Source organism: Roseovarius litorisediminis (genome assembly GCF_900172295.1).
Lineage (GTDB): Bacteria > Pseudomonadota > Alphaproteobacteria > Rhodobacterales > Rhodobacteraceae > Roseovarius > Roseovarius litorisediminis.
In genome coordinates this window covers 453598-466040 of sequence record NZ_FWFL01000001.1, presented here as the reverse complement: position 1 = coordinate 466040, position 12443 = coordinate 453598, and the positions used below count along the sequence as shown (strand labels likewise).

At 58.6% G+C, this 12443-nt stretch carries 10 protein-coding genes; 9 read left to right on the top strand and 1 reads right to left on the bottom strand.

The window, feature by feature from the left end:
* The 5 genes from dusB (at position 1) to ntrX (ending at position 7200) form a co-directional block, all read left to right on the top strand.
* Complete coding sequence (dusB, locus tag PEL8287_RS02210) at positions 1 to 996, top strand: tRNA dihydrouridine synthase DusB (RefSeq protein WP_235862117.1); 996 nt, start codon at positions 1 to 3, stop codon at positions 994 to 996.
* Entirely contained in the window at positions 993 to 2063 is a 1071-nt protein-coding gene (locus PEL8287_RS02205) for a two-component system sensor histidine kinase NtrB (RefSeq protein WP_085890709.1), read from the top strand. Before dusB ends, PEL8287_RS02205 begins: the two co-directional genes overlap by 4 nt.
* A 4-nt stretch (positions 2064 to 2067) precedes the next feature.
* Positions 2068 to 3432, top strand: a complete 1365-nt coding sequence (locus PEL8287_RS02200; RefSeq protein ID WP_085890708.1) for a response regulator — start codon at positions 2068 to 2070, stop codon at positions 3430 to 3432.
* Positions 3433 to 3530: 98 nt separating this feature from the next.
* The gene (locus PEL8287_RS02195) at positions 3531 to 5789 is read left to right on the top strand and encodes a sensor histidine kinase NtrY-like (protein WP_176228529.1); all 2259 of its coding nucleotides are present in this window, start codon (positions 3531 to 3533) and stop codon (positions 5787 to 5789) included.
* Positions 5790 to 5796: 7 nt separating this feature from the next.
* Positions 5797 to 7200, top strand: coding sequence for a nitrogen assimilation response regulator NtrX (gene ntrX, locus PEL8287_RS02190; protein WP_085890707.1), 1404 nt, complete (start codon positions 5797 to 5799; stop codon positions 7198 to 7200).
* 46 nt (positions 7201 to 7246) lie between these two features.
* Here the strand turns inward: ntrX and PEL8287_RS02185 are convergent, their stop codons facing one another.
* The gene (locus tag PEL8287_RS02185) at positions 7247 to 7729 is read right to left on the bottom strand and encodes a hypothetical protein (RefSeq protein ID WP_139837667.1); all 483 of its coding nucleotides are present in this window, start codon (positions 7727 to 7729) and stop codon (positions 7247 to 7249) included.
* 102 nt (positions 7730 to 7831) lie between these two features.
* Here PEL8287_RS02185 and trkA point away from each other — a divergent pair, with 102 nt between their 5' ends.
* The 4 genes from trkA (at position 7832) to hflX (ending at position 12381) form a co-directional block, all read left to right on the top strand.
* Positions 7832 to 9208 (top strand): Trk system potassium transporter TrkA, encoded by a 1377-nt coding sequence (trkA, locus tag PEL8287_RS02180; protein WP_085890705.1) that lies wholly within the window; start codon positions 7832 to 7834, stop codon positions 9206 to 9208.
* 4 nt (positions 9209 to 9212) lie between these two features.
* Complete coding sequence (locus PEL8287_RS02175) at positions 9213 to 10733, top strand: TrkH family potassium uptake protein (protein ID WP_085890965.1); 1521 nt, start codon at positions 9213 to 9215, stop codon at positions 10731 to 10733.
* A 137-nt stretch (positions 10734 to 10870) separates the two neighbouring features.
* Positions 10871 to 11110, top strand: a complete 240-nt coding sequence (hfq, locus tag PEL8287_RS02170; RefSeq protein WP_085890704.1) for an RNA chaperone Hfq — start codon at positions 10871 to 10873, stop codon at positions 11108 to 11110.
* Positions 11110 to 12381: a GTPase HflX gene (hflX, locus tag PEL8287_RS02165; RefSeq protein ID WP_085890703.1), complete on the top strand. Its 1272-nt coding sequence runs from the start codon at positions 11110 to 11112 to the stop codon at positions 12379 to 12381. The genes hfq and hflX overlap by 1 nt, the downstream gene beginning before the upstream one ends.
* Positions 12382 to 12443 lie beyond the last annotated feature (62 nt).

The window sequence follows — 12443 nt, the reverse complement described above, 5'->3', positions numbered from 1 at the left end:
GTGGCGCTGACCTTCACCGATACTCTGTTCTCAACCCCGGTTCTGCTGGCGCCGCTGGCGGGAATCACCGATTTGCCGTTTCGCAATCTTGTGTCGCGTTTCGGCGCCGGCCTGGTGGTCAGCGAGATGGTTGCCAGCCAGGAAATGGTGCAGGCCAAACCGGGAGTGCGAGACCGGGCCGAACTGGGCTTTGGTATTGAAAATACGGCTGTGCAATTGGCCGGGCGCGAGGCGCACTGGATGGCAGAAGCCGCCAGACAGGTTGAGGGCAATGGCGCAAAGATCATCGATATCAATATGGGATGTCCGGCCAAGCGGGTGACCAGCGCAGGCGGTACCGGTGCCTGCGGGTCGGCCTTGCTGAAGGATCTGGACCATGCACTGCGCCTGATCGAGGCTGTGGTCAGCGCCGTAACCATACCTGTAACCCTGAAAACCCGGCTGGGGTGGGACAACACCCTGCTGAACGCGCCCGACCTGGCCAGAAGGGCCGAAGCGGCGGGGGTGAAAATGATCACCATTCACGGTCGAACGCGATGTCAGTTTTATAAGGGACATGCCGACTGGGCGGCGATACGGGCGGTTAAACACGCGGTCAGCATTCCAGTGGTGGCCAATGGGGATATAACCGGTACCGCCAGCGCCCGCACAGCGCTGGACCAGTCCGGCGCAGATGCGGTTATGATCGGGCGCGGTGCGCAGGGACGGCCATGGGGTCTGGCACAGGTTGCCGCCGAGTTGCAGGGTAAGCCCGCCCCGTTGGCGCCAAAAGGTCGGGACCTGAGCGATCTGGTTGCCGGCCACTATGACGCCATGCTGGGCTTTTATGGTCAGGAGCTGGGCAACCGCGTCGCCCGCAAGCATCTGGGCTGGTACCTTGATGGTGCAGGCACCGGGGTTGAGATGCGTAAACGCGTTTTGACCAGCCGCGATCCGGCAGAGGTACTGGCGCTGATCCCTGACGCGCTGGAAGATTGCGAAAGGGCTGCGGCATGACCAGTGATGAGGCGATCTGGACCTCGTTGCCAGTACCGGCGCTGATGCTGGATGCGGATGACCGTATTGTCCGGATCAACCCCGCCGCCGAAGGGTTTCTGATGAGTTCGGCCCGGGCGGTGGTTGGGCAGCCTGTCTGGGACAGGCTGGCGGTGGATGCCCCGCTGGAAGAGGCGTTTGAACGGGCCCGCGCCCATGACACACCGCTGTTTGTCAATGACGTCGACGTCGGAACGGGTGAGCGCGCGCCGCTGCAGTGCAATCTTCAGATCGCCCCGGTGTCGGGTCATCCGGGCCATATGCTGCTGCTGATCTCGCCTCGTGAACTGGCCGGTCGTATGACGCAGAACAGTTCGGTCAAGTCGGCGGCACGGTCGGCCATCGGAATGGCGGAAATGCTGGCCCACGAGATCAAGAATCCGCTGGCGGGTATAACTGGCGCGGCGCAGCTGTTATCGATGAATCTGGCGCAGGACGATCTGGAACTGACTGATCTGATCGTCAGCGAAAGCCGTCGGATTGTGAAGCTGCTGGAGCAGGTCGAGCAGTTTGGCAATATCACCAAGCCGAATTTGCAGGCGGTCAATGTGCATGACGTGCTGGACCGGGCAAGACGTTCGGCGCTTTTGGGATTTGCGGCTGAAATGGCGGTGGTCGAGGATTATGACCCGTCGCTGCCGCACGCGCTTGGGGATCCGGACCAGTTGTTGCAGGTGGTGCTAAACCTGCTGAAAAACGCCGCTGAAGCGGCAGGCGGCAAAGGCGGCACCATTACCCTGCGCAGCTATTACGAACAGTCGCTCAGGGTCCGGCGGGGCGATGGCGAGGGGCGGTCTTTACCCCTGCAGATTGAGGTTATCGATGATGGACCGGGCCTGCCCGACGACATCGCGGGCGAGATATTCGAGCCGTTTGTATCGGGGCGCGACAACGGCACCGGTCTGGGGCTGGCATTGGCGGCCAAGATAATCTCGGACCACGAAGGTTGGATATCAGTAAGTTCGGTTCCGGGGCGGACGGTATTCCGCATCTCATTGCCGCGGGCAATGTTTGAGATCAAGGAGTGACGGCATGGATGGCACGGTACTGGTTGCAGACGACGATCGCACGATCCGCACGGTTCTGACGCAGGCGCTGACACGGTCGGGGTGCAAGGTGCATGCCACGTCAAGCCTGACGACGTTGATGCGATGGATTGCCGAGGGAAAAGGCGATGCGGTGATCACCGACGTGATGATGCCCGATGGCAACGGCCTTGAGATGTTGCCGAAGATCGCCGCAGATCGGCCCGGGCTGCCGGTGATCGTGATTTCGGCACAGAACACCATCATGACGGCAATTCAGGCGGCCGAAGCCGAGGCCTATGATTATCTGCCCAAGCCCTTTGACCTGCCGGATCTGATGAAGCGGACGGCGCGGGCGCTGGATAGCCGGGTACGGGCGCGGGCGGCTCAGTCGGACCTTGATGGCCAGCCCGAAGAATTGCCGCTTGTGGGGCGAACACCCGCGATGCAGGCGCTGTACCGGGTGGTGGCGCGGATCGTCAACACCGACCTGCCGGTCATGATCTGCGGTGAATCCGGCACCGGAAAGTCGTTGATCGCGCGGGTGATACACGATTTTTCAGACCGGCGATCCCTGCCGTTTGTTACCGTCGCGCCCGCCGATCTGGCCGATCTGGAAGGACCTTCAAAGATCATGGCGCGGGCCAGGGGCGGCACTATTGTGCTGGACGAAGTGGGTGATCTGGACAACGAGGCGCAGGCGCGGGTTGTCAGGATGGTGGATGCCCCCGGAGATAACGCGCCGCGGTTCATGGCCACCAGTCAGCAGCGCCTTAATGAAGGGCAGGGATCACCGAAGCTGCGTGAAGATCTGTTCTACCGGCTGAGCGGTGCTTCAATTGACGTGCCCAGCCTGCGCGAGAGGGTGGAGGATATTGAGCTTTTGACCGAGCATTTCCTGGCCCGCTCCGAGCGGGATGGGATGCTGTTGCGGCGGATGTCAAAAGATGCACTGGAACTGATGCGGACCTATAGTTGGCCGGGCAATGTGCGACAGCTGGAAAATGCAGTCAAACGGATCAGCCTCACGGCACAGGCGCAAGAAATAACCAGTGCCGAAGTCAGCGCCGTTCTGGGCAATCAACCCCGGGGAGAGCCGGTTATCGGGCAGGGCGGTGGCGAATCATTATCGACCTCTGTCGCGCGCCATCTGCGCCGGTATTTTGACCTGCATGGCAATATGTTGCCGCCGCCGGGCCTTTATGCCCGTATCCTGCGCGAGGTTGAGCTGCCTCTGATCGAGATTGCCCTGGATGCAAGTGCCGGAAATCAGGCCAAATGTGCCGATTTGCTGGGGATCAACCGCAATACGTTACGTAAGAAAATTACCGAGCTGGATATTCGCGTGACACGCCGCCGCAAGTTGATGTAAAACTGCAACAGAACTGTGGCTATTTTGGACGAGCGGATCGGATAAAGCCATATGTAGCGGTGCGCCCTTTGGGTGCTACTAACCGAAGGGGGACTTGCGTGGCAACAGGGACACGCCGTTTATCCTGGGATGCAATCAGCCGGTTGCGGCGACTGCAGCGCTTTAAAAATGTAGCGACGCTGGGGCTTGTGGTTCTGGGACCTGTTCTGGCGCTTGTGACATTCCTGGTGATGGGGCCTTTGGATAAGGGGGCCTCCTCGAATATCCTGCGCATCGTTCTGCTGTCGGATCTGGTCTATGTGATCATTGTAGCGGCCCTGGTTCTGCAACGGGTCGTCCGGATGGTGTCTGCGCGGCGCAGCCGGTCGGCCGGGTCACGTCTGCACCTGCGGCTGACCGGAGTCTTTGCGATCATGGCGCTGCTGCCAACAGTCACGGTCGCCGTCTTTGCCACACTGTCGGTGAATATGGGGCTGGAGGCCTGGTTTTCCGACCGCGTGGGCCGGGTTGTCAGCAGCAGTGTTTCCGCCGCGCAGGCCTATGAAGAGGAACATCGCCGCGATCTGGTGACGGATGCCCGTGCGTTGGCCTCACTTCTGAATGCCACGAAACGGGCGACGGTGTTTATGGATGATGGCGACATCCGGCAGGTGCTTTCCCGTGGCCAGCGCGAAATCCAGCGCGGCTTGCGCGAAGCCTTTGTGATTGATGGCACCGGCGAACTGCGGGCGCGCGGTGAACGATCTTACCTGTTCGATTACGAGCAGCCCGATCAGGCGCAGATCGACCAGGCCATGGAGGAAGGCGTGGTGGTCATTCAGGACTGGGATAATAATGAGTTTCGCGCACTGATGCCGCTTGAAACCATCCCGGACCGTTTTCTGTATGTCAGCCGGAACGTCGATGGCGAAATTCTGAGCCTGTTGGACGAAACCCAGGAAACGGCGCGCTTTTACCAGCAACGTGAAAGCGAACGGGGCCGGGTTTTATTTGAATTCGGTCTGCTTTATCTGGGCTTTGCAGTAATTCTTATTCTGGCGGCGATCTGGCTGGGGATGTGGTTTGCCGAGCGGCTGTCGCGCCCGGTCGGGCGACTGACCAGTGCCGCGCAGCGCGTTGGCGAAGGCGATCTGGATACCCTGGTGCGCGAAGAGGAAGGCGATGACGAAATCGCCATGCTGAGTACCTATTTTAACCAGATGACCCGGCAACTGAAAGGCCAGCGCGAGAAACTGCTGGCCAATACCAAACAGATCGAGCGGCGGCGTCGGTTGTTTGACTCTGTTCTTGGGTCGGTGTCGTCGGGGGTTGTCGGGCTGGATGCGCAGGGTCGGGTGACCTTTGTGAACCGCGCTGCGGAACGGCTGCTGGATTGGCAGGAAGATCAGCAATCACTGGCACTCAGTGTGGCTGTGCCCGAATTCGGTGCGCTTTTTGAACGCCTCAAGGGCAGTCCCACGGGGTTTGTGCAGGAAGAGATCAAGGTGACGCGGGGCAACCGGCAGGAAAACCTGCTGGTCCGCATGTCAAAACGCACCGGTAAGGACAATAAGCGTGAGGGCTATGTGGTGGCCTTTGATGATGTGACTGATCTGGTGGCGGCCCAGCGGATGGCAGCCTGGGCGGATGTGGCACAACGCATTGCCCATGAAATCAAGAACCCACTGACGCCGATTCAGCTGTCAGCGGAACGGATCAAGCGGAAGTTTTCAAAGCTACTGGATCAGGATAATGCGGAATCGCTGGCGCAATTGACGGATGTCGTGGTGCGCCAGACCAATGACCTGCGCCGGATTGTCGATGAGTTTTCGAAATTTGCCCGGATGCCCGAACCCCAGACCAAACAGGAAGATCTTGGCAAATTGCTGGCAGAAGCCGTGCTGTTACAGGAAAGCGGGCAGCCGGCTGTCAAGTTTGAAACTGCGCTTTGCGACGCTGAGATGTGGGGGGAGATCGATTCAACCATGATCAGTCAGGCGTTGACAAACCTAATGAAAAATGCCGGAGAGGCCATTGAAAGTCTTCAGGAAAAAGTGTGCCCCGCTGACCATGTTCCAACCATTCGGGTCAGCAGCGCGATTGAGGATGGCATGGCCGTCATCAGAATTGCTGATAACGGTATTGGGTTGCCTGAAGACCGGGCCAGATTATTCGAACCCTATGTGACCACGCGTGAAAAAGGTACAGGGCTGGGCCTGCCGATCGTCAAGAAGATCATCGAAGAACATGGCGGCACGCTGGTTCTGGAAGATGCCCCGGTATTCGAAGGCGGTACGCATTCGGGAGCGATGGCAATCATAAGATTGCCGCTGAGTGTTGCGGTAGATGAGACAGAAAAAGCCAGACAGGCAGTGTGAGGATAACATGAGTGATATTCTGATTGTGGATGACGAACGCGATATTCGCGAACTGATTGCAGATATTCTGCAGGACGAGGGATATGGCACGCGGCTGGCGGGTAATTCCGACGATGCGATGGCGGCCATTGCCGATCAGCAGCCTTCGCTGCTGATCCTCGACATCTGGCTGAAGGACAGCCAGATGGACGGAATCGATATTCTAAAAGCAGTGAAACGCGATTACCCCGAAGTACCTGTGGTGATCATCAGTGGCCACGGCAATATCGAAATCGCTGTCGCAGCGATCAAGCAGGGGGCTTATGATTTCATCGAGAAGCCCTTTAACATCGACCAGCTATTGGTAGTGATCCGGCGCGGGATGGAAACCAGCCGTCTGCGGCGCGAAAATCAGGCCTTAAAGCGGCGCGATACGGCCCCCGCCCAGATGCTGGGTGAAAGCCCGTCTTTCCGAACGTTGATCGGGCAGCTGGACAAGGTGACCAAATCGAACGGACGGGTGATGCTGTCGGGGCCCGCGGGATCGGGCAAGGAACTTGCGGCGCGCTATATCCATGCCAATTCAAATCGTGCGGACGGGCCGTTTGTGACGGTGGGATGTGCCACAATCGAATCGGACCGGATGGAAGAGGTTCTGTTCGGCCGCGAAAGCGACGAGCGCGGAATCGAGCCCGGTCTGCTGGAAGAAGCCAACGGTGGCATCATCTATTTTAACGAGGTGGCCGATATGCCGCCCGGCACGCAATCCAAGATTTTGCGCGTGCTGGTGGATCAGACGTTTCTGCGCGTGGGCGGCAACGACAAGGTAGAAGTTGATCTGCGGGTCATCTCTTCGACCAACCGTGACCTTGAAGCTGAAATTGCGGCTGAACGCTTCCGCCGTGAGCTTTTTCACAGGTTGAACGTGGTGCCGATCACTGTGCCCTCATTGGAAGAACGGCGTGAAGACATTCCGGCGCTGGCCAAGCATTTCATTGAAATGTTCAACAAGTCCCAGGGGTTACCCCTGCGCGAGATGAGTGAGGAAGCCAGCACATTGTTGCAGACAATGACGTGGCCCGGGAACGTACGGCAATTGCGCAATGTCATCGAGCGTATCCTGATTTTGGGTGAGAGTAGCGACGCCATTCAGGCCCGCGAAGTCCCCGGAGAAACGGATTCCACGCCGGAAGACGGGCGCGTTGTGTTGTCAGGATCGCTGGCCACGATGCCCCTGCGCGAGGCGCGCGAAGCGTTTGAACGCGAATACCTGCTGACACAGATCAACCGGTTTGGCGGAAATATCAGCCGAACGGCAGAGTTTGTCGGAATGGAACGCAGTGCGCTGCACCGCAAGCTTAAGTCGCTGGGGGTTGTCACCGGATCGAAGGCGGGCGGCAAGGGGGCACAGATCGACGAGGAAGTCGATTAAAGTAGTTCGCCCTGAAACTTAGCAGGGTTAGGATAAACGCTTTCGGTCAGGGCGTGACGATCTGCCAGCGACCGGATTTCAGGCGAATTGCACAGGACTTGGGGCCAAGTCGAGGCAATACCTGTGTGGCATGCACAGGGACGGATTGGGTGACGGCTGAACCGCAGGCCGGTAGCTCGACAAGTTGGTAGCCCTTCTGCGCCATGCATTGCGCGGTAACCTTGTCCCGCAAGGGACCATTGGAATCGTAGCTGACGTGCCGCCCGGGCGAGACAAGGCGTTGGCGCCAATAGCAGCGCCCGTAGCGGTCGCAATACTGATAGGGCGTGTAGGTTGGCGGGATATAGCGGGTCCGGATATCTTTTGGCACTTTTTCCAAAGCCGAGATTTCGCAGTCCGTCTGGTCAGTTTCCATCCGGGCCACCTGTACGCCTTCCTTGTAATAGATCTTGAGCGGTGCGCAGGCCACGATCAGTGCGGTTGTGGCCATCAGCGCCAATCTGCGGGTGAGTCTTATGGGGTACAGCATGTTGAACCTCGTATCGTCACAAGTCAGGGCAGCGGACAAACCAATTGACCAACCAAACCCCTTCTGTCATGCAACACCTTCAGAAAAGATGAGGCAAGAGCCATGAAGGTCATCATCTGCGGTGCTGGTCAGGTTGGCTGGCAGATCGCGCGCCATTTGTCTGGCGAAAAGAACCACGTAACGGTCGTGGACAACAACCCCGACCTTGTACGCCGGGCCACCGAAACCCTTGATGTGCAAGGCATCACCGGATTCGCGTCCTACCCGGATGTTCTGGACCGGGCGGGCGCGCGGGATGCTGACATGATCATCGCCGCAACCTATTCGGACGAGGTCAACATGGTCACCTGTCAGGTGGCTCATTCGGTTTTTGCAATTTCGCGGAAAATCGCCCGTCTGCGCAGCCAGTCCTATCTGGATGCGATCTATTCCGATCTTTACCGCCGCGACCACATGCCGATCGACGTGGTGATCAGCCCCGAGCGTGAAGTGGCCGAGGCGGCCTTGCAGAGGCTGGCATCCCCGGCGGCTTTTGACACCGAAACATTTCTGGACGGCAAGGCGCAGCTGATGGGGCTGCGTCTGGAAGAAGACTGTCCTGTGGTCAACACACCGTTGCGGCAGCTGAGCGATCTGTTCTCAACCCTGCGCGTGGTGGTTCTGGCGGTACGGCGCGAGGGGCGGCTGTTTGCACCCGAGGCCGGGGATCAGCTGTTTGTTGGCGACGAATGTTATGTTTTCGCCCCGCTTGAGGATATTCCACGCACGCTGGAGGTGTTTGGAAAATCCGAAAAGAAACAGGAACGTCTGGTGATTGTTGGCGGCGGCAACATCGGGTTGGCGGTGGCCAAGGCACTTGAAACTCGCGGTGGGCGCATCCGTGCAAAAGTGATTGAAAAAAGCCGCCGTTGTGCCGAATTGGCCGCCGATGCGCTGGAGCGGACCATCGTGCTGAACGGTGACGGTCTGGATTCGGCACTTTTGGCCGAAGCAGGTATTGCGCGGGCGGATGCGGTGCTGGCGGTAACCGATGACGACAAGACGAACATGCTGGCCGCTGTGCGGGCCAAGGCCGAAGGCTGCCCTTTTGCGATTGCGCTGATCAATGATCCCACGCTTTTACCACTGATGGAGCCCCTGGGGATTGATGCCTATATCAATCCGCGCGCCACGACCGTCAGTTCGATCCTGCGGCATATCCGTCATGGTCGTGTGCGCGCGGTCTATTCCATCGGTGATGCCGAGGCCGAGGTGATTGAGGCCGAAGTTCTGTCTACTTCGACCATTGCCGGGTCCGCGATCCGCGATATTGATTTCCCGGAAGGGGTATTGGTGGGCGGTGTCAAGAAAGATGACACGATTCACAAACCCTCTGGTGGTCTGAGAATCGAAGCCGGGGATGTGGTTGTGCTGTTTGCCATGGCGTCTGATGTGGTGCAGGTTGAACAACTGCTTCAGGTCTCGATAGATTTCTTCTGACGTGATGACTGGTCGCCTTCTGACATTTCCGCTGATCCTGATCCTGACCGGGATTTCGGCATTGGTGATGTTCCTGCCGATGATCGATGCGCTATTCCGGTCGGATACCAGCGTGGCGCGTGCTTTTGGCTATTCCGGGTTTCTGGGGCTGGCGTTGGTTCTGGTGGTCGGTCTGGCCATGTCGGGGCGGCCAAGACGAGACGAGAGTGACCTCCAGAACCTGCTTTCGCTTTTTCTGGCTTATCTTTTTCTGCCGGTTTTTCTGGCGTTCCCGCTTTATGAGGGGCTTGAGACCACCAGTTTTCTTAATGCCTATTTCGAAATGTTGTCATGTTTCACCACAACCGGGGCGACGTTGTTTGACAAGCCGGGGCGCCTGATGGACAGCCTGCACCTGTGGCGCGGGCTGGTCGGGTGGTTTGGCGGGCTGCTGATCTGGATTTCCGCCTCGGCGGTTCTGGCGCCGTTGAACCTGGGTGGGTTTGAAGTGACGGCCAGCGCGGAACCGGGGCAGGGGGATACACGACTGGACCGGTTTCAGCGGGCCAGTTCCGGTAAACGCCTGGAGCAGATCACGATGCAACTGGCCCCGATCTATATCGGGCTTACCGGGATACTGTGGATCATGCTGATGATCGGGGGGGACCGTGCACTGGTGGCCCTGATCCATGCCATGTCAACCATGGCGACCAGCGGCATATCCTCGGTTGGCGGGGTGCAGAACGGGGTTTCGGGCGTCGGAGGCGAGGTGGTGATATTCCTTTTCCTGCTGTTTTCGCTGTCGCGGCTTACTTTTTCGTCGGATACGGTCACAACGGCGCGGCCCAGTATTCTGGAAGATCCCGAATTCCGGCTGGGGATGGTATTGGTTCTGGGGGTGCCGTTGCTGCTTTTCCTGCGCCATTGGATTGCCAGTTTTGACGTCGATGAGGTGCAAAATCTCGGGCAAGGTCTGCGGGCGCTATGGGGCAGTCTGTTCACCGTGCTGTCGTTTTTGTCCACAACCGGGTTTCAGAGCGCTGACTGGGTCGCGGCGCAGCAGTGGTCGGGGCTTGGCACGCCGGGCCTTATCCTGATGGGGCTGTCGCTTGTCGGGGGCGGTGTGGCGACCACGGCGGGCGGTGTGAAACTGCTGCGGGTTTTCGCGCTTTATCTGAACGGGCGGCGTGAGATGGAGCGGCTGGTACATCCATCATCTGTCGGCCGTGCCAGTGCAGGCAGTCGGCGCATTCGGCGCAAGGGGGCATTCATCGCCTGGATCTTCTTTATGCTTTTTGCAATTTCGCTGGCCTTGGTGACCGTGGTTCTTTCAGCGTTGGGAGAGGATTTTGAAAGGGCGACGGTTTTGGCAATCTCAGCCCTGTCAACAACCGGCCCATTAACAACGGTTGCTGCAGAAGAGCCAATCCGCCTGCTGGGCATGACAGAAGCCGCCAAACTGGTTTTTTGTGCCGCGATGGTATTGGGACGGCTTGAAACACTTGCAATCATTGCCTTGTTCAATCCCGGACTATGGCGCGACTAAAGCACCACTTGAGCTCTGCCTTGCGCCAAGTTTATTTTTAGGCTGGAAAGTCTCGCCCGTGCGATACATACTCGTGTGACTGAAGAAAAAACTGCGTCGGTCCGCGGCGCTCGCAAGAATAAAGGCTTTGAAATTAAATGGCTTCTGACCGTCAGTCCCTTCAAGACGCATTTCTGAACCAGGTACGAAAGACCAAGATTCCGGTCACAGTGTTCCTGATAAACGGGGTCAAACTACAGGGGGTTATCACCTGGTTTGACAATTTTTGCATCCTGCTGCGCCGGGATGGCCAGTCACAGCTGGTGTACAAGCATGCGGTTTCGACCATAATGCCGTCGCAGCCTGTGAACCTTTATGAAGGTGAAGACAACACTTGATGGATCAAGAACGGGAGGCCACCCGCGCCTGGGTGCTGCATCCTGATATCCAATCATCTAACAGCTCTCGCGATCCCGGTCTTGCACTGGAGGAAGCGGTTTCGCTTGCCCATGCGCTGCCCGATCTGGAGGTCGCAGGTCAGAGCGTGGTGCGCCTGAAAAAACCACATCCCGGCATGCTGTTCGGTAAAGGCAAGCTGGAAGAACTGCGCCTGATGTTCGAAGCAAACGAGGTGGAGCTTGTGCTGGTGGACGGGCCGGTGTCGCCGGTGCAGCAACGTAATCTGGAAAAGGCCTGGGGTGTCAAACTGCTGGACCGGACCGGCCTGATTTTAGAAATTTTCAGTGATCGTGCAGCCACCCGTGAAGGGGTGCTGCAGGTGGAAATGGCGGCCCTGTCTTATCAGCGAACACGATTGGTGCGGGCATGGACACACCTGGAGCGGCAGCGCGGCGGGCTGGGTTTTGTCGGCGGTCCTGGCGAAACACAGATCGAGGCCGACAGGCGGGCGATTGACGAACAGCTGGTTCGTCTGCGCCGACAGCTGGAAAAGGTGGTCAAGACGCGCACCTTGCATCGGGCCAGCCGGGCCAAGGTGCCGTTTCCGATCGTGGCGCTGGTGGGCTATACCAACGCGGGCAAATCAACGCTGTTCAACCGTCTGACCGGCGCAGAGGTGTTGGTCAAGGACATGCTGTTTGCCACGCTTGATCCGACAATGCGACGGGTTGAATTGCCCGACGGACCAGAAGTGATCCTGTCGGATACCGTGGGTTTCATCAGTGATCTTCCCACCGAACTGGTTGCCGCGTTTCGCGCCACACTGGAAGAGGTGCTGGCGGCGGACCTTATCGTGCATGTGCGCGACATTTCGCATTCCGAAAGCGAGTCACAGGCGGCGGATGTAAGGAACATCCTGGAAAGCCTTGGGGTCAAGGATGACACGCCGCTTATCGAGGTCTGGAACAAGATCGACCTGCTGGACGACGATGCACGCAACGCCGCCCTGACCCAGGCGGCGCGACGCGAGGACGTCAAGGCAATCTCCGCCGTTACTGGGCAGGGGATTGACGATTTTATCGGTGCCGTGACAGAGGCTCTGGCAAGCGCCACACACGTCAGCCAGGTACATCTTGACTTTGGTGAGGGCCGCAAACGGGCGTGGCTGTTTGAAAAGGGTGTGGTCGAGAACGAGGTGCAGGGCGAAGGCGGGTTCGACCTGACCGTGCGATGGTCTGCGCGGGAAGAAGCGCAATTCGAAAACCTTTGATGGCGGCAGCCAGGAATCGGCGGGATCACGGTTTCGGGAGGGTGCGTCTGCAGGGTTGACAG